Below are 20,498 nucleotides of genomic sequence, written 5' to 3'. Positions count from 1 at the left end.
ATCGGCACCCGGCGCCGGGGGGCTTTTCCCCCTGCCCGCCCCTTCCCGTGGCCCTGCGGGGCCCGGGGTTGCGTGCGGGTGCGTCGTGGCTGGTCGCGCCCGCGCGGCGGAGCCGCGCACCGGCACGGCCCCGCACCGGGTCACAGCAGGGCCTCCGGGATCTCCGTGCGGCGGGACCGCAGCCACTCCCCCAGCGCCTTGGCCTGCGGGTCGAAGCGGGCCTGGGACGCCACCCCCTCCCCCAGCAGCCCCGTGACGGTGAAGTTCAGCGCGCGGAGCCGGGGGAGGACGGTGCGGGTGACCGGCAAGTCGCTTACCTCGGGGAGGAGTTCCCGCAGGCGCGCCTCCGTCACGTGGTGGGCCAGCCACCGCCACGCCTCCTCCGTGCGGACCCAGAGCCCGACGTTCGCGTCACCGCCCTTGTCCCCGCTGCGGGCCCCGGCCACCAGGCCGAGCGGCGCCCGCCGCGTCGGGCCGGAGGGCAGCGGGCGCGGCAGCTCCGGCGCGGGGACGGGGACCAGCGGGCGCGTCCGTACGGGTCCGGGCACGGCCCGCGAGGTCCCGTCCGGCAGCACCGCCACGTGCGGCACCTGTGCCCTGGGCACATACGCCGCCGAGAACACCCCGTACGGCGCCCCCTTCCCCGGCGGCGCCGTCACGTGGAAGCCCGGGTAGCTGCCGAGCGCCAGCTCCACCGCCGCCCCGCTCACCGCCCGCCCGACCTTCTCCGCGTCCGCGTCCCGCACGACGAGCCGCAGCAGGGCGCTCGCGCGCTCCTCGGTGTCCGCGTCCTCCCGGTCGGTGCGCGCCAGCTCCCAGCGCACCTGCGCCGGACGCGCCTCGGCCGCGTCGAGCGCGTCCTCGACCTGTGCGCGCACCAGCTCCGCCTTCGCCTCCACGTCGAGCCCGGTGAGGACGAAGACGACCTCGTTGCGCCAGCCCCCGACGCGGGTGAGTCCCGTCTTGAGGGCGGGCGGCGGCGCCTCGCCCCGTACGCCGCTCACCCGCACCCGGTCCGGCCCCTCCCGTGTCAGCGTGACGGTGTCCAGGCGGGCCGTGACGTCCGGCCCGGCGTACCGTGCGCCGCCCGTCTCGTAGAGGAGCTGCGCGGTCACCGTGCCGGTGTCGACGACGCCGCCCGTGCCCGGGTGCTTGGTGATGACGCAGGAGCCGTCCCGGCGGATCTCGGCGAGCGGGAAGCCGGGGCGGCGCACGTCGTGCGCGCCGAAGAAGGAGTAGTTGCCGCCCGTCGCCTGGGTGCCGCACTCCAGTACGTGACCGGCCACGACCGCGCCCGCCAGCTCGTCGTACGCCTGCGGGCCCCACCCGAACCAGTGCGCGGCCGGGCCGGTCACCAGGGCGGCGTCCGTGACGCGTCCCGTGACGACGACGTCCGCGCCCGCGTCGAGGCAGGCGGTGATGCCGGCGCCGCCGAGGTAGGCGTTGGCGGTGAGGGTGCCCTCGGGCCACTGACCGGTTCCGATCAGGTCGTCCCCCTGGACGTGAGCGACCCGGACCGGAACGCCCAGCCGCCGCGCCAGCTCCCGGAGCGCCGTGGCGAGCCCGGCGGGGTTGAGCCCTCCCGCGTTGGTGACGATCCTGACGCCCTTGTCGTGGGCGAGACCGAGGCTGCTCTCCATCTGCCGCAGGAAGGTCTTGGCATACCCCGTGGCCGGGTCCTTCAGCCGGTCCCGGCCGAGGATCAGCATGGTCAGCTCGGCGAGGTAGTCGCCGGTGAGGACGTCGAGCCCGCCGCCGGTGAGCATCTCGCGGACGGCGTCGAAGCGGTCGCCGTAGAAGCCGGACGCGTTGCCGACGCGCAGGACCTCCGGCCGGCGCGTCACGCGGACGCCCCCGGTCCGGCGGAGCCGTCCGCGTCGCCCCGCCCGGCGGCCCCCCGGGGTGCGCGCCCCGCCCCCGCCGGGCCCGCGAAGGCCTGCGCGATGTCCAGCCAGGCGTCCGCGTCCTGGCCCTCCGCGCGCAGCGCCAGGTCGGCCCCGTGGGCCCGCTGCGTGGCCAGCAGGCAGAAGTCCAGCGCGGGCCCGGTGACCCGCTGGGCCGCATCCTCCGGCCCGTACGCCCACAACTCGCCTCCCGGGCCCACCAGTTCGACCCGGAACTCCTCCTCCGGCGGCTTCCTCCCCCGTACGAGGTACGCGTAGTCGCGCGCCCGCACCCCGATCCTGGCCACCTGCCGCAGCCGCCCGGTGGGGGTGCGGCGGACGCCCAGCGCGTCCGCCACGTCCTGCCCGTGCGCCCAGGTCTCCATCAGGCGCGCGGTGGCCATCGAGGCGACGCTCATCGGCGGCCCGTACCAGGGGAGCCGGGTGCCCGCCGGGGCGGCCGCCAGGACCCGGTGCAGGCGCTCGCGGCCCGCGCGCCAGCCGGCCAGCAGCTCGGCGGGCGGCAGGGCGGCGCCCCGCGCCGCGCCCTCGTCGACGAAGCCGCCGGGGTCCGCCGCCGCCCTGGCCGCCTCGTCGGCGAAGGCCCCGGGGTCGGTCGCGGAGAGCAGTGCGACGCGGTCGGTCCAGGCGAGGTGGGCGATCTGGTGGGCGACGGTCCAGCCGACGGCGGGGGTCGCGATCCCCCACCGGTCGTCGGGCAAGTCGCCCACCAGGCGTTCGAGTTCGGTGCTCTCGTCCCGCAAGTCGCGGAGGACGGCTTCGAGTTCGGACACGTGGCGCTCCCGTTCGGGCGTGGCTGCGTGCCCGGGAGCATGACAGCCCCCGGAGAAACAAGCAAGCATGCTTGAATCTCGCGGGGGCTGTTCCGTGCGGCCGGATTGACTACTTCCGGGATGGTTCGCGCCGCGTCCGGCTGCGGACCGCGCCGACGCTCGCGCCGATCACCAGCGCGATGGCGAGGGCGTCGACCAGCGTCAACGCCTGGTGCAGGATGAGGAACCCGGCTCCGGCGGCGATCGCGGGCTCCAGGCTCATGAGGACCGCGAAAGTCGGTGCGGGCATCCGGCGCAGGGCGATCAGTTCGAGCGTGTACGGCAGCACCGACGACAGCAGGGCGACCGCCGCGCCGAGTCCGAGCGTCACCGGGTCCAGCAGCTTGCCGCCCGCCTCCAGGACGCCGAGCGGGAGGCTGAGCAGGGCCGCGAAGGCCATCGCGAGGGCGAGCCCGTCGGCCTGCGGGAAGCGGCGTCCGGTCTGGGCGCTGAAGACGATGTACGCCGCCCAGCAGGCCCCCGCGCCGAGGGCGCAGGCGGTACCGGCGACATCGAGACCGCCGAAGCCGGACGAACCCAGCAGGGCGACGCCCGAGAGCGCCAGCACGGCCCACAGGGCGCTCGACCACTGCCGGGAGGCGAAGACGGAGAGCGCGAGCGGGCCGAGCACCTCCAGGGTGACGGCGGCGCCGAGCGGGATGCGGTCGGTGGCCTGGTAGATCAGGGTGTTCATGCCGCCCATGGCGAGGCCGAAGGCCAGGATCGTGCCCCAGTCCCGGCGCGTGTAGCCGCGCACCTTCGGGCGGCACACCAGGAGCAGCACCACGGCGGCGACGGCCAGCCGCAGCGTGACGACGCCGAAGGCGCCGGTCCTGGGCATGATCAGCACGGCGAGCGCCGATCCGAACTGGACGCTCAGGCCGCCCGCGACGACGAGGGCCACGGGACCCGGGCCGGGCGCGCGCCGCCGCCCGGCGGCGGGGGCGGCGCCGGGCGTGGCGGTGGTGGTGGCCGCTGCCGCAGCGGCTTCCGCGTCCAGGAGGGGGGCCGGGGCGCCCTGGGCGCCGTGCGGCTCAGCGGCGTTCACTGTGGTGCACCTCGCGTTCAATGGGATGTACTCCCATGATGACACGGGGGGTTGGCGCGTCACCCGGCGCCACCGGGCCCGGCGAGGGGCACGCCGGCCGCCCGCCGCCGGGCCCGCCGACCGGCATCAAGCCTCACCCCGCCCCTCCCGAGCGCCTCCGCCGGACGCCCCGTCCCGCCCCTCCCCGAGCGCCTCCGCCAGCACCTCCGCCAGGTGCCTGGCCCGGACGTTTCCGAGCTGGCCGAGCTGTGTCCGGCACGAGTAGCCGTCCGCCAGCACCTCGCCGCCCTCCGGCAGCGCCCGCACCGCGGGCAGCAACTGCTCCTCCGCGCACGCCTTCGACACCTCGTAGTGCCCCTTCTCGAAGCCGAAGTTGCCCGCCAGGCCGCAGCAGCCGCCCGACAGCGCGCCCGTCAGGCCCGCCCTCTCGCGCAGGCGGGCCTCCGCCGCGTCGCCGAGCACGGCGTGCTGGTGGCAGTGCGTCTGGCCCGCCACCGGACGGTCCACGCGCGGCGGCGTCCAGTGCGGGGCGCACTCCTCCAGCACCTGGGCGAAGGTCCGCACCCGGGCGGCCAGCGCGGCGGCGCGCGGGTCGTCCCCCAGCAGCTCCGGCAGGTCGCCGCGCAGGGCCGCCGCGCAGCTCGGCTCCAGCACCACCAGCGGTGCGTCCGCCGGCACGGCCGCCAGGGTCCGCCGCATGGCCTCCCGCGCCCGGTCGAGCTGCCCCGTGGAGACGTACGTCAGCCCGCAGCACAGCCCTGCGCGCGGCAGCCGCACCCGCAGCCCCGCCGCCTCCAGCACCCGGACCGCCGCGACGCCCACGTCCGGCGACAGGTGGTTGGTGAAGGTGTCCGGCCACAGCGTGACGACGGGGGCGGACGCGGAGGCGGGCGTGCGGGGCCGGGTCCGCGCCCACTGCCGGAAGGTGCGCGGGGCGATCCGCGGCAGCGTCCGCTCCGGGGCGATGCCCGCCGCCCGCTTGGCGAGCGCCGCCAACGGCCGCACCTGCGCACCGGCGTTGAGGAGCGCCGCTACCGCCGACGCCGGCCGCAGCCACTGCGGCAGCCGGCCCAGCGCGTAGTGCGCGGCGGGGCGCAGCCGGCCCGCGTAGTGGTGGTGCAGGAACTCCGCCTTGTACGTGGCCATGTCGACGCCCACCGGGCAGTCGCTGCGGCAGCCCTTGCACGACAGGCACAGATCGAGGGCGTCGCGCACCTCCGCCGAGCGCCAGCCGCCCTCGACGACCTCCCCGGCGAGCATCTCGTGCAGCAGCCGCGCCCGCCCGCGCGTGGAGTGCCGCTCCTCGCCGGTGGCGCGGAAGGAGGGGCACATGACGCCCGCCCCGGCCTCGGCCGTACGGCACTTGGCGACGCCCACGCAGCGGCGCACGGCGGCGGAGAAGTCGCCGCCGTCGTGCGGGTAGGCGAAGGCGACGTCGCGCACCGGCTCGGCCGGCAGGACGGCGAAGCGCAGGTTCTCGTCCAGGCGGGCGGGGCGGGCGAGCATGCCGGGGTTCATGCCGCCCGCCGGGTCCCAGCAGTCCTTGAACCGTTCGAAGAGGCGCACGAGCTCGGGGCCGTACATCGTCGGCAGCAGCTCGGCCCGGGCCTGGCCGTCGCCGTGCTCGCCGGAGAGGGAGCCGCCGTGGGCGGCGACCAGGCGGGCGAGATCCTCGGAGAAGGCACGGAAGCGGGCGACGCCCTCGCGCCGCAGCAGGTCGAAGTCGATGCGGACGTGGACGCAGCCGTCGCCGAAGTGCCCGTACGGGGTGCCGCGCAGCCCGTGGGCGGCCAGCAGCGCCCGGAAGTCGCGCAGGTACGCGCCGAGGCGGGCCACCGGCACCGCGCAGTCCTCCCAGCCCGGCCAGGCCTCCGAGCCGTCGGGCATCCGGGTGGCCGTGCCGCTGGCGTCCTCGCGGACGCGCCACAGCGCCCGCCGGCCCGCGGCGTCGGTCACCACCGTGCCGTCGACGGCGTCGGCGCCCCGGACGATCTCCAGGGCCCGCGCCCGGGCCTCCTCGGCGCTCGCCCCGCCGGTCTCGACGAACAGCCAGGCGGCCCCGCGCGGCAGCAGCCCCCGTTCCCGTTCCGGTACGAGGTCGGCGGCCATGCCCTCCACGGTCAGCGGCCCGTACGGGAGGATGCCGGGCGCGGCCTCGGCCGCCGCGCTCTCGTCGGCGTACCCGAGGACGGCGAGCGCCCGCGCCCGCGGCGCCTCCACGAGACCGACGACGGCCTCGGTGACCACGCCGAGGGTGCCCTCGCTGCCGCAGAAGGCGCGCGCGAGGTCGACGCCGTTCTCGGGCAGCAGCGCGTCCAGGGCGTACCCGGAGATCCGGCGCGGGAGCCCAGGGAAGCCCGTGCGCAGCAGGGCGAGGTTGTCGTCCACCAGGGCGCGCAGGCCGGTGCGCGCGAGGGCGCGTGGCGCCTGGTCCCAGCCGCCGCGCGCCAGGTGCAGCGCGTCGCCGCCGTACGTCAGCACGTCCAGCTCCCGGACCTGGTCGGCGGTGGTGCCCCAGGCCACCGAGTGCGCGCCGCAGGAGTTGTTGCCGATCATGCCGCCGAGGGTGCAGCGGCTGTGGGTGGAGGGGTCGGGCCCGAAGGTCAGCCCGTGCGGGGCGGCGGCGGACCGCAGGGTGTCGAGCACGAGTCCGGGCTGGACGCGCGCCGTACGGGAGGCGGGATCGAGGTCCAGGAGGGCGCGCAGGTGCCGGGTGGTGTCCAGGACGACGCCGGTGCCGGTGGCCTGGCCCGCGATGGAGGTGCCGCCGCCGCGCGGGACGACCGGCACGCCGTGCGCCCGGCAGACGGCGAGGGCGGCGGCGACGTCGTCGCCGTCGCGCGGGGCGACCACGCCCAGCGGGACCCGCCGGTAGTTCGAGGCGTCCATCGTCATGAGGGCGCGGGCGGCGGCGTCGAAGGACACCTCGCCGCGCACGGCCGCTCTCAGATCCGCCGCCAACTCGGTCGTATCACCCTGTCGTTCAGCCATGCGTCCAGCATGCCCGGTGCCCCGAATCGGGCGAAGTGGGCAGACTTGTCCTTCTCATCCTTCGGAAAACAATCAGAAACTTTCCCAAGTGATCATCAACTCACCTATAGTGAGCACGCTTTAGGCGGACATTCCGCTTGCGGAGAGGTCCGAACGCCCTGAGCGCCCCGAACGCCCCACCGGCTCGCCACTCCAAGAGGCCCCCTTCCCATGTCGTTGCGCCGCGCGTCCGCACTGGCCCTGTCGACCACCGCGGTCGTCGGCGGCCTGCTGGTCCTGGGAGCGGTACTGCTCGCTCCCCCCGAGGCGAAGGCCCCGCTGGCCTGGGGAGGCGGAGCGGCGGCCGTGCTGCTGACCGCGGCCGTCACCACCGCCGTGCACGCCACGCTGCGCGCACGCGCCCTCGCGGAGGACCTCGCCCGCGGGCAGCGGGACGCCGACCGGTTCATCGGGGACACGCTCCCGCGGCTCGTCGCGCGGCTGCGCGCGGGCGACTCGGCGGCCACCGCGCTGAACGCCGCGACGCGCGGGCTCGGCGAGCTGGACAACGCCAACTCGCGGGCGCTGCTGGACATCGTGGCCACCGAGGTCGGGCGCGGCGAGTCCGCCCGCGCGGCGGCCATGTCGGCCTGCGCCAACGCGGCGGGCCGCATGCAGGCCCTGGCGACGGGCATGCTGGCGGACCTGCGCGAGATGGAGCACCGGCACACCGACGAGGACGTGCTCGGCGACCTCCTGCACCTCGACCACCGCACCGCGCAGGCCGGCCGCCTCGCGGACAGCATCGCCGTCCTCACGGGCGCGCGGTCCGGCCGCCGGTGGGCGAAACCGATCGTGATGGAGTCGGTGCTGCGCGGGGCGATGGGCCGGATCAACGGCTACCAGCGGGTCCGGCTGCACTCCACCAGCGAGATCGCCGTCGCCGGGCACGCGGCCGAGGGCGTCATGCACGCGCTGGCCGAACTCCTCGACAACGCGGCGAACTTCTCGCCGCCGACGGCCGAGGTGCACGTGTACGTGGAGGAGGTCCCGGCCGGGGCCATCATCACGGTGGAGGACAGCGGCCTGGTCATGAGCGACGTCCAGCTCCGCCGGGCGGAGCGGGCGGTGTGCGCGCAGACCCCGCTGGACCTGACCGGCCTGTCGGGCACCCGGCTGGGGCTCGCCGTGGTGGGCTGCCTGGCCCGCAAGCACAACCTGACGGTGTCGTTCCGGCCGTCCGCGCGGGGCGGCACGGGGGCGCTGATGCTGCTGCCGCAGGAGCTGCTGGTGCAGGGGGTGGCGGGGCCCGGGCCGGCCGCGGCCGCGGCGGTGGTGCAGGCGCCCCCGGCGCCGGCGCCGGTCGCCGACGCGGAGGTGCGGGAGGAGCCCACGACGCTCCGGGTGCGCCGCCGGGAGCACGCCCGGGCGGAGACCGCCGAGCCCGTGCGGCCCGCGCCGGCCGCCGAGCCGGCCTCGGACACCACCGGCGGGCTTCCCCAGTTCGGGGAGAGCGGGCTGCCGAAGCGCAAGCGGGGGCGGACGCTGGCCGCGGCGCACCCGGACGGGCCGCAGGCGCCGGCCAGGCCCGCACCGGAGGCGGCGGCGCGGCGGAGTGCGGCGAACCGTTTCAGCACGTTTCGGCAGGCGGTGCAGGGGCGGGCGGAGGAGGCTGCGGATGAGGCGTCGCCCCCGTCCCACCCCTTCGCCTAGGCCCGCGGGGCGGTCGCACGGTTTCCCGCGGGAGCGTCGTGGCCGGTCGCGCCCACGCGGCGGAGCCGCACATCGGAACAGCCCCGCGCCCCCGGCGGCACGCCCTTCGGGCAGCCGTCCCCCGGCCCCCTGAAAGACCCCCCGAGCCACCCCGTACCCACACCCCGACCCACCCCCACCCCCACCCGGAAGGCCACGACAGCACATGACCGCCACCACCGACGAAAAGCTCAACTGGCTGCTGGAGAGCCTTCTGGAGCGCACCCCCGGCGCCCGTCACGCCCTCGTCCTGTCCCGTGACGGGCTCAAGCTCTGCCGTACCCCCGAGCTCTCCGTCGACCAGGCCGACCAGCTCGCCGCCATCGCCGCGGGCATCCAGAGCCTGACGCACGGCGCGTCGATCGAGTTCGGCGACGGCAGCGGCGGCGTACGGCAGGCCATGGCCGAGTTCTACGGCGGCATCCTGTTCATCGTCGAGGCCGGGGCGGGCGCCCACCTCGCGGTCGTCGCGGGCGAGGACTCCGACGTCGGCCTCATCGGCCACAACATGAGCGAACTCATCGAGCAGCTCGGCGACTACCTCAGCGCCGAGCCCCGCACCACCAAGGACGCCGACAGCACCCGCACCGCATGAGCACCGGGGGCAGCGCACGCATCCCCGGCCGCCCGGCGCGCACCACGCCCCGCCCCGGCCGCGACGACTCCCCGGACCGCCTCTACACCGTCACCGGCGGCCGCAGCCGCACCCACTCCGACGCGTTCGACCTGGTCACCCTGGTCGTCGCCGAGAGCGCCCCGACACCGGGGATGCAGTCCGAGCACGCGGCGATCCTGCGCATGTGCGACTACCCGGTCGCCGTCGTGGAGATCGCCGCCGAACTCGGCCTGCCGGTGAGCATCACCCGCATCCTGCTGGCCGACCTCCTCGGCACCGGCCGGATCAGCGCCCGCCATCCCCGCGCCGCCCCCGCGGCGGCCGAACTCCCCGAACCCGAACTCCTGGAGCAGGTGCTCGTTGGCCTCCGCAATATCTGACCCCGCCCCGGCCCCCGCGCGGCCGCACCTGTCCCGCACCGCCGACAACGGCCTGAAGATCGTCGTCGTCGGCGGTTTCGGCGTCGGCAAGACCACCCTCGTACGCTCCGTCAGCGAGATCCGCCCCCTCAACACCGAGGAGACGATGACCCGCGCGGGCGAGGCCGTGGACGATCTCGACCAGGCGAGCACCAAGACCTCCACCACGGTCGCCTTCGACTTCGGCCGCATCTCCATCGACGCCCGCACCGTCCTCTACCTCTTCGGCGCGCCCGGGCAGGAGCGGTTCTGGTTCCTGTGGGACCGGCTGTTCGCCGGCACCCTCGGCGCGGTCGTCCTGGTCGACACCCGCCGCCTCGCCGACTCCTGGTACGCCATCGACCGCCTCGAACACCACGGCACGCCGTTCGTCGTGGCCCGCAACGACTTCGGCGACGCCGCCCGGCACACCGACGCCCAGGTGCGCGAGGCGCTGGACCTGGCCGAGCACATCCCGATGGTCACCTGCGACGCCCGCGACCGGGCCTCGTCCAAGAACGTGCTGATCACGCTCGTACAACACCTGCACACCCTGTCCACCGCGGCCCGAGGGAGCACCGTCCAGTGACCGCACCGCCGCCGGGCTGCCCGGCCCACGCGCAGAGCGTCCCGCTCTCCGGCCCCCGCTTCCAGACGGACCCGGTCGCCCTGTACCGCGAGATGCGCCGCACGCACGGCCCCGTCGTTCCGGTCGTCCTGCCCGGCGACGTCCCGGCCTGGCTCGTCGTCGGCTACCGCGAGCTGCACCAGATCACCTCCGACCCGCAGCTCTTCTCCCGCGACTCCGAGCTGTGGAACCAGTGGCCGCACATCCCCGCCGACTGGCCGCTGCTGCCGATGATCGGCCGCAAGCAGCCGTCGATCCTCTACACGGTCGGCGAACGGCACAGCCGCCGCGCCCGCCTGATCAGCGACGCGCTGGAGGCGGTGGACCCCTTCGAACTGCGGCGGTACGCCGAGGAGTTCGCGGACGGGCTCGTCGACACGTTCTGCACCAGGGGCGAGACGGACATCATCAGCCGGTACGCGATGCTGCTCCCGGTCCGCGTCCTGGCGAGGATCTACGGCATCCCCGACGCCCAGGGCCCCGACCTGGTCGCCGCCCTGAACGACATGATCGACGGCCGGGAGCGGGCGGTGGCCGGCCAGCAGCACCTGATCAGGACCTTCTCCGCGCTCATCGCCGAACGGCAGGCCGCGCCCGCCCACGACGTGGCGTCCCGGATGCTGGCGGCCGGCGCGGGCCCCGACGGCTTCGGCCCGGAGGAGATCCTCCAGGACCTGATGGTCATGATGGCGGCGGGCCACCAGCCGACCGCCGACTGGATCGGCAACACGCTGCGCCTGATGCTCACCGACGACCGTTTCACGGCGTCCCTCTCCGGCGGGCGGCACAGCGTCGCCGAGGCCATGAACGAGGTGCTCTGGGAGGACACCCCCACCCAGAACGTCGCGGGCCGCTGGGCCGCCCGCGACATCCGCCTGGGCGGGCGCGCGATCGCCGCGGGCGACCTGCTCCTGCTGGGCCTGGCGGCGGCCAACGGCGATCCCCAGGTGCGCACCGACGCCTCCGTCCTGACCGGCGGCAACAACGCCTTCCTCTCCTTCGGCCACGGCGAGCACCGCTGCCCGTTCCCGGCGCAGGAGACGGCCGAGGTCATCGCCCGGACGGCGGTGGAGGTCCTGCTGGACCGCCTGCCGGACATCGACCTGGCGGTGCCCGCCGAGTCCCTCACCCGCCGCCCGTCCCCCTGGCTGCGCGGCCTGACCGCGCTGCCGGTGACGTTCACGCCCACTCCCGCCCTTGGAGGCTCCGCATGACCGACACCACCGCCACCCCCATGACCTGCCCCGTCACGGGCGCGGGTGCGGCCGGCGCCCCCGCAGACCCCGACGCCCCGATAGCCCTGGACCCCTTCGTCACCGACCTCGTCGGCGAGGGCGCCCGGCTGCGCGCCGCCGGCCCGCTGGCCCGGGTGGTGCTCCCCGGCGGCGTGAGCGCCTACGCGGTGACCCACCACACCGCCGCCCGCGCGCTGCTCACCGACCCCCGCGTGGTCAAGGACATCGACCGGTGGACCGCCTGGCAGCGCGGCGAGATCGCCCCGGACTGGCCGCTGATCGGCCTGGTCAACCCGGGCCGCTCGATGCTGACCGTGGACGGCCCCGAGCACCGCCGGCTGCGCCTGCTGGTCGCGCAGGCGCTGACCGTACGCAGAGTGGAGCACCTGCGCGGCAACGTCGAGGCGATCACCAACTCCCTGCTGGACGCCCTGTCGGCGCACACCGCCGACGAGGTCGTGGACCTGAAGGCCCTGTTCGCCGCGCCGCTGCCGATGAAGGTCGTCACCGAGCTGATGGGCGTCGAGCAGGTCGTCTCCCCGCGCCTGACGGCCGTCTTCGACCGGTTCTTCTCCAGCGAGACCGAGCCCGGCGAGATGCCGAGGGTGATCGCGGAGATCGACGAGATCTTCACCGGCGTCATCGAGGAGAAGCGCGGCACCGCGTCCGACGACCTCACCAGCGCCCTGCTGAACGCCTCCGAGGAAGGCGACCGGCTCACCGACGAGGAACTCCTCAACACCATCAAGGTCATGATCATCGCCGGTCACGAGACCACGATCAGCCTGATCCTCCAGGCCGTCATCGGCCTGGAGACCCACCCCGACCAGCGCGCCAGGGTGCTGGCCGGCGAGGTGCCGTGGGAGGCGGTCATCGAGGAGACCCTGCGCTGGTCCACCCCCACCACGCACGTCCTGATGCGGTACGCCACCGAGGACGTCCCCGTCGGCGACGACGTCCTGCCCGAGGGCGAGGCCCTGGTCGTCTCCTTCGGCGCGCTCGGCCGCGACGAACGCGTCCACGGCGAGACCGCCGAGGACTTCGACGTCACCCGCGAGAGCGGCACGAAGCACATCTCCTTCGGGTACGGACCGCACGTCTGCCCCGGTGCCGCGCTGGCCCGCCTGGAGGCGGCCGTCGCCCTCCCGGCGCTGTACGCGCGCTTCCCCGACCTCACCCTCGCGGTGCCGGCCGCGGAGCTGCGCAACAAGCCGGTGGTGACGCAGAACGACCTCGCCGAGGTGCCGGTGCGCCTGGGCAAGCGGGCCTGACCAGCGGTTTCGCCAAGGAGCAGCACAGGAACGCACCGCAGGACGACACCCCCCGCCCCGGAGTGTCGGTCGTCTCATCCGCCGGACGGATGTAACGACCGGCCTCCGGAAGCGGCTACGCTCCGGCTCGTGGCTGAGATCCAGATTCCCGCTGACATCAAGCCCGCCGACGGCCGTTTCGGCGCGGGCCCCTCCAAGGTACGGACGGAGGCGCTCGACGCGCTTGCCGCCACCGGCACTTCCCTCATGGGCACCTCCCACCGCCAGGCTCCGGTCAAGAACCTGGTCGGCTCGGTACGGGACGGCGTGCGCGACCTCTTCTCCCTCCCCGAGGGGTACGAGGTGATCCTGGGCAACGGCGGCTCCACCGCCTTCTGGGACGTCGCGACGCACGGCCTGATCGAGAACAAGTCCCAGCACCTGTCCTTCGGCGAGTTCTCGTCCAAGTTCGCCAAGGCGGCCAAGCTGGCCCCGTGGCTGGCGGAGCCGACCGTCATCTCCTCGGACCCGGGCACCCACCCGGACCCGCGGGCCGAGGCGGGCGTCGACGTCTACGCGTACACGCACAACGAGACCTCCACCGGCGTCGCGGCCCCGATCGAGCGCGTCGCGGACGCCGACGCGGGCTCCCTGGTCCTGGTGGACGCCACCTCGGGCGCGGGCGGCCTCCCGGTCGACATCACCGAGACCGACGTCTACTACTTCGCCCCGCAGAAGTCCTTCGCGGCGGACGGCGGCCTGTGGCTGGCGGTCTTCTCCCCCGCCGCCCTGGAGCGCGCGGCCCGCGTCCACGCGTCCGGCCGTCACGTCCCGGAGTTCTTCAGCCTCCCCACGGCGATCGACAACTCCCTCAAGAACCAGACGTACAACACCCCGGCCCTCGCCACGCTCTTCCTCCTCAACGAGCAGCTCACCTGGCTGAACAAGCAGGGCGGCCTCGACTGGGCGGTCAAGCGCACGGCGGCGTCCTCGAACGCGCTGTACTCGTGGGCGGAGACCTCGAAGCACGCGACGCCGTTCGTCACCGACCCGGCGAAGCGCTCGCAGGTCATCGGCACGATCGACTTCGCGGACGGCATCGACGCCGCCGCCGTCGCCAAGGCCCTGCGCGCCAACGGCATCGTCGACACCGAGCCGTACCGCAAGCTGGGCCGCAACCAGCTGCGGGTGGCGATGTTCCCGGCGGTCGACCCGGCGGACGTGCAGGCGCTGACGGCGTGCGTCGACTACGTCATCGAGCAGCTCTGACGTTCTCGTCAAAGACGTGACGAAGGGCCCGGCGCCGCAAGCGCCGGGCCCTTCGTCGACGAGCCCCGCCCCGCGCCTCAGCGCGCCGCGAGCCGCTGGTCCACCAGCACCCCGAACCCGTCGATCAGCCGCTCCAGGCCGAAGGCGAAGTGGTCGAAGGCCGGGCTGAAGGTGTCCTCGGACAGGGACGCCATCACCGGGTAGTTCCCGCTCCGCATCGCCTTCTCCAGGTACGGCAGTTGGCCCGCCCAGAACGCGTCGTTGTCGAGCCCCGTCTCCTCCGCCGCCTCCCGCGCCTCGATCTCCATCCGCGCGCTGCCCGCGGCGAGGCTCTGCACCGCCATCAGCACCGAGACCAGCTCCGGGTCCGAGAAGTCCGTCAGGTCGCGCAGGCCCGCCATCGACACCTCCATGCTGCGCAGGGTGCCGGGCCCCAGCAGCACCCGGGACTGGTTGACCTTGAGCAGCCACGGGTGCCGGCGGTGCAGTGCGAGGGTGCCGTACGCGATCGCCCGCACCGCCCCGCGCCAGTCCTCGGCCGCCGCCGGGTCGTACTCCTCGATGAGCTCGCCCTGGACGTGGTCGAGCATCACGTCCAGCAGCTCCGTCTTGCCGGGGACGTAGCGGTAGAGCGACATCGTGCCGGTGCCGAGTTCGCCCGCGAGGCGGCGCATGGAGAGCGTGTCGAGGCCCTCCGCGTCGGCGATGCGGACCGCCGCCCCGACGACCGTCTCCAGGGAGAGGCCGCGCTTGGGGCCGCGGGCGGGGCGCTCACCGGCGCCCCAGAGGAGTTCGAGGCTGGGGCGCAGCGCGGCTGTCCCGGCCTCGACGGCACCGTCCGCCGTGTCCTTCGTATCGCTCATGCCGCCACCTTATTTCGCGGAAACTGAGTACGCCGTACTCGAATTAGGGTACGCTGTACTCAGTTCGACGGGAAGGGGAGTCTCATGAATGACGGCGAGTACGCGGTCCGGGCCCGGGGCCTGCGGAAGGCGTACAGCGGGAAGAAGGCCCTGGACGGCTTCGACATGGCCGTCCGGCGGGGCACGGTGCACGGCCTGCTCGGGCCGAACGGCGCGGGCAAGACCACGGCGGTACGGACCCTGGCGACCCTGCTGACGCTGGACGGCGGACAGGCCGAGGTGGCGGGCCTGGACGTCGTGCGACAGGCCCGCGGGGTACGGGCCCGGATCGGCCTGACGGGCCAGTACGCGGCGGTGGACGAGATCCTGAGCGGCCGTCAGAACCTGGAGATGTTCGGCCGGCTCTTCCACCTCGGCGCACGGCGGGCCCGGGTGCGGGCCGGGGAGCTCCTGGAGCAGTTCGACCTCACCGAGGCCGCGGCGAAGAACGCGGGCTCGTACAGCGGCGGCATGCGACGCCGCCTGGACCTCGCGGCGTCGATGATCCTGGCCCCGGAGGTCCTGTTCCTGGACGAGCCGACGACGGGGCTCGACCCCCGGGCCCGCGTCGAGGTCTGGGAGTCCGTACGGGACCTGGTGGCGCGCGGCACGACGGTCCTGCTCACCACGCAGTACCTGGAGGAGGCCGACCGGCTGGCCTCGCACATCACCGTCATCGACCGGGGCCGGGCCATCGCCGACGACACCCCCGACGGGCTGAAGCGCACGGTGGGCGGGGACCGCGTCGAGGTCGTCGCGGAACAGGCGGCGGACCTGCCGGCGGTCCTGAAGGCGGTCGCGGAGGTGGCCGAGACGCCACCGGAGTGCGAGAAACTGGAACGGAAGGTGCACGCGCAGGTACGGGACCGGGTGGCGGCGCTGACGGAGGTGGCCCGGACGCTCCAGGACCAGGGGATCGCGGTGGAGGACATCGGGCTGCGCAGGCCGAGCCTGGACGACGTGTTCATGAGCCTGACCGGGCACCGCACGGACCTTTCGCAGCAGCCGGCCGAGGGAGTCGCCGCATGAGCGCCACCGCACCGGCCGCACCCGCCGCCGGCAGCCGCCTGAGCTGGGCCGCCGCCGACGGCTGGAACGTCGCCCGCCGCAGCCTCACCCACTACCAGCGCCAGCCCTCGCTGATCGTCTGGCAGTTGGGCTTCCCCATCGTCTCCGTCCTCCTCTACGGATTCGTCTTCGGAGCGGCGATGGTGGTGCCCGGCGGCGGCGACTACAAGGACTTCCTGATGCCCGGGATGTTCGCCTCGACCATGGCGTTCGGCTTCATGAACACCTGCGTGGCGATGGTGAACGACGCCTCGAAGGGGGTCATCGACCGGTTCCGCTCGATGCCGATGTCCACCTCCGCGGTCGCGACGGGGCGCGGCCTCGCCGACCTGGTCATCGCGGCGGCCGAGCTGACGATCCTGGTCGCGACGGCGCTGGCGATCGGCTGGCGGGCCGACGGCAGCCTCGCGGAGACCCTGACCGCCTTCGCCCTGCTCCTGCTGCTGCGCTTCAGCCTGATCTGGGTGGGCGTGTGGCTGGGCCTGCTGATCCCCACCCCGGAGGGCGCGGGCGGCCTCTACGCGGTGGCGTTCCCGCTGACGATGATCTCCTCGATCTTCGTGGCGCCGTCCCTGATGCCGGACTGGCTGGGCACGGTCGCGGCCTGGAACCCGGTGTCCTCGACGGTGACCGCGACCCGCGAACTCTTCGGCAACCCGGTCGCGAGCGGGGGCAGTTGGGTGGAGGAGAACGCACTGCTGATGGCGGTGGTGTGGCCGCTGCTCGTCACGGCGCTCTTCCTGCCGCTGGCGGTGCGGAGGTTCCGGGGCCTGAGCCGCTAGCTCTGGGGCTTGTGGTGGCCCGCCTCGAGGATTTCGGCGACGTCGAGAGTGACTTCGGCGCCGATGGACTCGGGGAGGGTCACCTGCTGGCCGGAGGCGTACACCCGGTGGTGGGCGTAATCGCTGGCCACCAGGTCTGTCAGGACGTGAACCCGGTTGTGCCTGCGGTTGACGACGACGTACACGGGGATGTCCGCCTCGGCGTATGCGGCGACCTTGGCCTTCAGGTCCTGGTTGTAGTTGCTGGAGGTGACTTCCAGGACGAGGCGGAAGGCGACGGGGTCGTAGCAGTTGTTCTCGACGAGGTGGTCGTCGACATCGGCGTCCACCACGACGAGATCGGGGACGGCGTAGTCGTCGGCCCCGGCGGGAAGCCACAGACCGACGCCCTGGAGGACTTCGGACTCTCCGTCGTCGAGCCCGGCTGCAATGAACGGGCGCATGAGTTTCGTCAGAGCACGGGCGTGGGCCGCATTCGGGGGCGGGGTCGCGGTGAGAATGCCTCCGATGATCTCGACGCGGTGGCCGGGAAGCTGCTCCATGAGGACGTTTGCCTCTTCGAGCAGGGTGCGCGGCTCACCGTCACAGGGGTGCTCGACTGCTTCGGCAGACATTGCGGGCCTCCTGGTGGGCTGTGGTCGAGAGCATCATCGTAGGCCGGGGCGGCCCGATGTGTCCTGTACGTAAGCGTTCACTCCGGAGAGTGAGGGTAGGGGCAAAGGAAGCACGCGACCGGCATCCTCCTCACCGCTTCCGGCGGAACCCCAACCACGCCAGAACCACCGCCCCCGCCAGGCCCAGGAGCAGGACGCTCTTGCCGGAGAGGGCCGGGTCCTCGGCCGGTGCGGGCTTGCCGGAGGGGGACGCGGAGGAGGAGCCCGAGGGCGAGCCGGAGCCGCCCTCGACCTTCAGGGCGTACACCTCGCTCTGCTCCCCCTCCGCCCCGAAGAGCATCGTCCGCCCGTCCGGCGTGAAGGTCACCGACTCCGACTGCCCCCGGTAGCCGACGCCGAGCGACTCGCCCTCGCCCATCTCGGGCCACCGGTAGCTCTCCGCCGACAGGTACGACCGCAGCACCAGCCGCTTCCCGTCCGGCGAGAACGCCCCGTCCGTCACCCACGGGATGTCGTGCACCTTGCGGAAGACGTTCGTCCGCCCGGTGGCCAGCTTCTCCGGGCCCTCGTAGAGCCCCGCCCCGTCCTCCTCCTTGGACCCGATGTAGACGCGCCCGGTCTTCGGGTGGACCATCAGCGCCTCCGCGTTGCGCGCCCCGTCCGCGTACTTCACGTCGTACTGCGTGGCCCGTACGGTCTGGTCCTTCAGCACCTCGGGCTCGGGGAACCGGTAGATCCACACGTGGTCCCAGGACCCGTTCAGGTTGTCCCCGATGTCCCCGACGTACACGTCTCCGTCCGGGCCGACCGAGATCGCCTCCATGTCGCGCGGCTTCCCGACCCCCTGCATGGTGATCCGCGCGACGGTCTCGCCGGACCTCCCGTCCACGGCGTACACGTACGGCCCGTCCTGGTCGTTGTGCGTCCAGTACACGCCCGGATGCGCCCGGCTCGCCGCGAGCCCGCTGGACTCCGTGATCCGGGGGTCCTTGACGGTGAACCCCCCGTCGTCCGCGACGGCCGCCGCCGGGGACCCGACGACGAGGCCCGTCACAGCGGCCAGGACCACACATGTACGACGAGGAGAGATGCGCATGCGCCCAAGTGTTCAGCATCACGATGCAGGCCCCGCTCCGCATCCCCGATGATGAGCGGATGCGCAGCTTCCTCTTCGTCGGTGACTCCATGACCATCGGCTGTCCCGGCGACTACACCTGGCGCCACCGCATGTGGCGGCACCTGGAAGCGACCATGCCCGGCGCGTACGAGATCGTGGGCCCCCGCACGGCCCTGTACGACCCCGCCACCGGAGCCCCGACCTCCGACGCCTACGCCGACCCCGCGTTCCCCGCCGCGGCCCGCCGCCACCTGGCCGGCTGGGGCGAGGGCTGGCTGCACATGGCCCCCGCGATCCGTCCGGCGATGGAGACGACCGGCGCGGACACCCTCCTGGTCTCCCTCGGCCTGATCGACCTCGGCTTCTACACCGACGCCGAGCAGACCGCCGCCAACCTGGCCCTCTTCCTGACCGAGGCCCGCGCCGCGAACCCGCACGTCAGCATCGCCGTGCACCCCGTCATCCCCAACATCCGGGCCGAACGCGACGCCCCCTTCGCCGCCCAGTGCGAGCGCTTCAACGAACTCCTCGCCAAGACGGTCGCCGACCAGGACCGCCCCGGCTCACCGGTCCTCCTGGCCACCGCCCACCCGGCGTACGACATCCACACCGACACCTACGACGGCACGCACCCGGGCCCGAGCGGCGAGCACAAACTCGCCGCGGCCTTCGCCGACGCGATGCACCAGGCGTGGGGCGTCGGTGGCGCATACTCCCTGCATCATGAACACGCGTAAGCCACTGCGGCCGTCTCCCGCCCCACCCGAGATCACGTACACCAACTGCCGCCGCTGCGGCACGGAGATAGCGGGCCTGGACGGCCGCTACGCGTGCGGCGTGTGCGGCTGGGCGAACCACTACTCGGAGGGCTACCGCACCCTGCCCACCGCCCAGGACGACCCGGACTGGACGGGCCCCCACTGCCGCTGACCGCGCGGGTGTTCACCTCACATCAGCACCCGGACGAGCGCGTACACGAAGATCGCCAGGAACAGCGCGCCCACGACCCGCTGGATCGCGTACCCCTTGCGGGTCGGCTCGGTCGCGTCCACGTCCTTGACGTAGCCGCGCTGGAGTCTGCGGTTCATCCGCCACAGCAGTTGCGGCCTGACCAGTTGCAAAAGGCCCATGATCAGGGTGAAGGCCAGGAAGAACCAGGTCCCGGCATCGGGCCCCCCGTCCCGCACCGCCGCCAGGACCACATCGCCCGCCGTCTGTCTTCTCATGCCCCCCAACTACCCAGCGTCCAACGCCACATGAGCGCCGACCAGACGCTGTCCGACCCGCCCCGCCGGGAAGAAGCGGCCCCTCACGCACACCGGACCGCCGGGCCGCCGTCCCCTCCAGCAACGACAGCCCGGTCACATGAGTGCGACCGGGCTGTCGTTGTTGCCCATCGAGCTGCCACAGGTTCCGGCTGTGGCGTCCTGATGGGTGCTGGTCAGTCCACGACCAGGTCGCCGAACGCCACGATGTTGGTCTCGTGGTGGACGCTGTTGAAGTCGCCGCCGTTTTCGATCTCGTATTCGTAGCCGTAGCCGTAGCCGGGGCCGTCGTGGTCGTCGGCGGAGGCCGCAGCGGCACCTCCCAGAACAGTCAGGGAGGCGAGCAGGAGCGCTGCGGCGGTGCGGGGCAGTGCGGACATGAGTTGCCGTGCCTTTCGTCTGCGGATGTGTCGTTACGACCTTGCGCACACGTCACCGACGCGACCACTCGAGGAGGCCGACAGGGGGACCTAATCATCCATATGGCTTCCACCTGGTGCCCATCGGCCCTTCACGGACGGGAACGCGGAAGGTGATCGATCCGGCCGCACGGCCGCCCTCCGCTCCGAGAGGTGAGGGCTTCGGCACCGAACGCCCGGCGCACCGATGAGTTTCCTGCACGGCGGGGGTCCTACTGGCAGCAACGCACACCACAGCGGTACGGCCCCTGCGCGAACCGGAGAGAGAAACACGGCAACAGCGCGAGAGCAGCCGGACCGCAGGCCGACCGTCGCCCTGCCTGCCTCGGTACTGGCAGACCGCCCGGACACGACACCAGCGGTGACGCCAGTGCTGACGCCCCTGACCACGAGATCGAAGACATCGCCGCGCCGGTCGAACACGTCGACGGTTCGGCGTCGCCGTTCGG

The 20,498-nt window shown here is 73.7% G+C and carries 20 protein-coding genes; 11 read left to right on the top strand and 9 right to left on the bottom strand.

What is annotated here, in order from left to right:
* Nucleotides 1-140: 140 nt before the first annotated feature.
* From ACZ56L_RS08020 to ACZ56L_RS08005, 4 genes are all read right to left on the bottom strand, one after another.
* Complete coding sequence (locus ACZ56L_RS08020; RefSeq protein ID WP_471062524.1) at nucleotides 141-1,844, bottom strand: acyclic terpene utilization AtuA family protein; 1,704 nt, start codon at nucleotides 1,842-1,844, stop codon at nucleotides 141-143.
* Nucleotides 1,841-2,677: a TIGR03084 family metal-binding protein gene (locus tag ACZ56L_RS08015; RefSeq protein WP_471062522.1), complete on the bottom strand. Its 837-nt coding sequence runs from the start codon at nucleotides 2,675-2,677 to the stop codon at nucleotides 1,841-1,843. The genes ACZ56L_RS08020 and ACZ56L_RS08015 overlap by 4 nt, the downstream gene beginning before the upstream one ends.
* Nucleotides 2,678-2,786: 109 nt before the next feature.
* Complete coding sequence (locus ACZ56L_RS08010) at nucleotides 2,787-3,764, bottom strand: EamA family transporter (RefSeq protein WP_471062520.1); 978 nt, start codon at nucleotides 3,762-3,764, stop codon at nucleotides 2,787-2,789.
* A gap of 126 nt (nucleotides 3,765-3,890) precedes the next feature.
* Nucleotides 3,891-6,755 carry an FAD-binding and (Fe-S)-binding domain-containing protein gene (locus ACZ56L_RS08005; protein ID WP_471062518.1) on the bottom strand — a complete coding sequence of 955 codons (2,865 nt, stop codon included), beginning with the start codon at nucleotides 6,753-6,755 and terminating at the stop codon, nucleotides 3,891-3,893.
* A 210-nt stretch (nucleotides 6,756-6,965) separates the two neighbouring features.
* Here ACZ56L_RS08005 and ACZ56L_RS08000 point away from each other — a divergent pair, with 210 nt between their 5' ends.
* The 7 genes from ACZ56L_RS08000 to serC all read left to right on the top strand — a co-directional run bounded on the left by ACZ56L_RS08000 (nucleotide 6,966) and on the right by serC (nucleotide 13,882).
* Nucleotides 6,966-8,447: a sensor histidine kinase gene (locus tag ACZ56L_RS08000; protein WP_471062516.1), complete on the top strand. Its 1,482-nt coding sequence runs from the start codon at nucleotides 6,966-6,968 to the stop codon at nucleotides 8,445-8,447.
* 205 nt (nucleotides 8,448-8,652) lie between these two features.
* Nucleotides 8,653-9,081 carry a roadblock/LC7 domain-containing protein gene (locus ACZ56L_RS07995; protein ID WP_345221741.1) on the top strand — a complete coding sequence of 143 codons (429 nt, stop codon included), beginning with the start codon at nucleotides 8,653-8,655 and terminating at the stop codon, nucleotides 9,079-9,081.
* On the top strand, nucleotides 9,078-9,482 hold the full coding sequence (locus ACZ56L_RS07990) for a DUF742 domain-containing protein (RefSeq protein ID WP_345221739.1): 405 nt from the start codon (nucleotides 9,078-9,080) through the stop codon (nucleotides 9,480-9,482). The genes ACZ56L_RS07995 and ACZ56L_RS07990 overlap by 4 nt, the downstream gene beginning before the upstream one ends.
* Nucleotides 9,463-10,089, top strand: coding sequence for a GTP-binding protein (locus ACZ56L_RS07985; protein ID WP_401754456.1), 627 nt, complete (start codon nucleotides 9,463-9,465; stop codon nucleotides 10,087-10,089). Before ACZ56L_RS07990 ends, ACZ56L_RS07985 begins: the two co-directional genes overlap by 20 nt.
* Nucleotides 10,086-11,342, top strand: coding sequence for a cytochrome P450 (locus ACZ56L_RS07980; RefSeq protein ID WP_345221734.1), 1,257 nt, complete (start codon nucleotides 10,086-10,088; stop codon nucleotides 11,340-11,342). Before ACZ56L_RS07985 ends, ACZ56L_RS07980 begins: the two co-directional genes overlap by 4 nt.
* 20 nt (nucleotides 11,343-11,362) lie before the next feature.
* On the top strand, nucleotides 11,363-12,634 hold the full coding sequence (locus ACZ56L_RS07975) for a cytochrome P450 family protein (RefSeq protein ID WP_401755615.1): 1,272 nt from the start codon (nucleotides 11,363-11,365) through the stop codon (nucleotides 12,632-12,634).
* Nucleotides 12,635-12,763: 129 nt separating this feature from the next.
* Nucleotides 12,764-13,882, top strand: a complete 1,119-nt coding sequence (gene serC, locus ACZ56L_RS07970) for a phosphoserine transaminase (protein ID WP_345221731.1) — start codon at nucleotides 12,764-12,766, stop codon at nucleotides 13,880-13,882.
* A gap of 77 nt (nucleotides 13,883-13,959) precedes the next feature.
* On the opposite strand, the gene ACZ56L_RS07965 is transcribed toward serC, so the two are convergent.
* Nucleotides 13,960-14,745: a TetR/AcrR family transcriptional regulator gene (locus ACZ56L_RS07965; RefSeq protein WP_471062513.1), complete on the bottom strand. Its 786-nt coding sequence runs from the start codon at nucleotides 14,743-14,745 to the stop codon at nucleotides 13,960-13,962.
* A gap of 84 nt (nucleotides 14,746-14,829) precedes the next feature.
* On the opposite strand from ACZ56L_RS07965, the gene ACZ56L_RS07960 reads away from it, so the two are divergent.
* Together ACZ56L_RS07960 and ACZ56L_RS07955 are read left to right on the top strand one after the other, a co-directional pair.
* Nucleotides 14,830-15,813 carry an ATP-binding cassette domain-containing protein gene (locus ACZ56L_RS07960; RefSeq protein WP_471062511.1) on the top strand — a complete coding sequence of 328 codons (984 nt, stop codon included), beginning with the start codon at nucleotides 14,830-14,832 and terminating at the stop codon, nucleotides 15,811-15,813.
* Nucleotides 15,810-16,634 (top strand): ABC transporter permease, encoded by an 825-nt coding sequence (locus ACZ56L_RS07955; RefSeq protein ID WP_468686782.1) that lies wholly within the window; start codon nucleotides 15,810-15,812, stop codon nucleotides 16,632-16,634. The genes ACZ56L_RS07960 and ACZ56L_RS07955 overlap by 4 nt, the downstream gene beginning before the upstream one ends.
* Here the strand turns inward: ACZ56L_RS07955 and ACZ56L_RS07950 are convergent.
* Complete coding sequence (locus ACZ56L_RS07950; protein ID WP_471062509.1) at nucleotides 16,631-17,248, bottom strand: Uma2 family endonuclease; 618 nt, start codon at nucleotides 17,246-17,248, stop codon at nucleotides 16,631-16,633. The two genes, ACZ56L_RS07955 and ACZ56L_RS07950, sit on opposite strands and share 4 nt — an antisense overlap.
* A gap of 130 nt (nucleotides 17,249-17,378) precedes the next feature.
* Nucleotides 17,379-18,344: a WD40 repeat domain-containing protein gene (locus ACZ56L_RS07945; protein ID WP_345221717.1), complete on the bottom strand. Its 966-nt coding sequence runs from the start codon at nucleotides 18,342-18,344 to the stop codon at nucleotides 17,379-17,381.
* Nucleotides 18,345-18,367: 23 nt separating this feature from the next.
* Between ACZ56L_RS07945 and ACZ56L_RS07940 the strand changes: the two genes are divergently transcribed.
* Together ACZ56L_RS07940 and ACZ56L_RS07935 are read left to right on the top strand one after the other, a co-directional pair.
* Nucleotides 18,368-19,102, top strand: coding sequence for a GDSL-type esterase/lipase family protein (locus tag ACZ56L_RS07940; protein WP_380836831.1), 735 nt, complete (start codon nucleotides 18,368-18,370; stop codon nucleotides 19,100-19,102).
* Nucleotides 19,089-19,295 (top strand): hypothetical protein, encoded by a 207-nt coding sequence (locus tag ACZ56L_RS07935; protein ID WP_345221713.1) that lies wholly within the window; start codon nucleotides 19,089-19,091, stop codon nucleotides 19,293-19,295. The genes ACZ56L_RS07940 and ACZ56L_RS07935 overlap by 14 nt, the downstream gene beginning before the upstream one ends.
* 17 nt (nucleotides 19,296-19,312) lie before the next feature.
* On the opposite strand, the gene ACZ56L_RS07930 is transcribed toward ACZ56L_RS07935, so the two are convergent.
* Both ACZ56L_RS07930 and ACZ56L_RS07925 read right to left on the bottom strand, forming a co-directional pair.
* Nucleotides 19,313-19,591, bottom strand: coding sequence for a DUF6199 family natural product biosynthesis protein (locus ACZ56L_RS07930; RefSeq protein WP_345221711.1), 279 nt, complete (start codon nucleotides 19,589-19,591; stop codon nucleotides 19,313-19,315).
* A 215-nt stretch (nucleotides 19,592-19,806) separates the two neighbouring features.
* A complete protein-coding gene (locus ACZ56L_RS07925) occupies nucleotides 19,807-20,010 on the bottom strand; it encodes a hypothetical protein (protein WP_471062506.1) in 204 nt (67 codons plus the stop codon).
* Nucleotides 20,011-20,498 lie beyond the last annotated feature (488 nt).

It is taken from the genome of Streptomyces sp. NPDC039736 (assembly GCF_055596485.1).
This window is presented reverse-complemented; position numbering and strand designations above follow the sequence as displayed.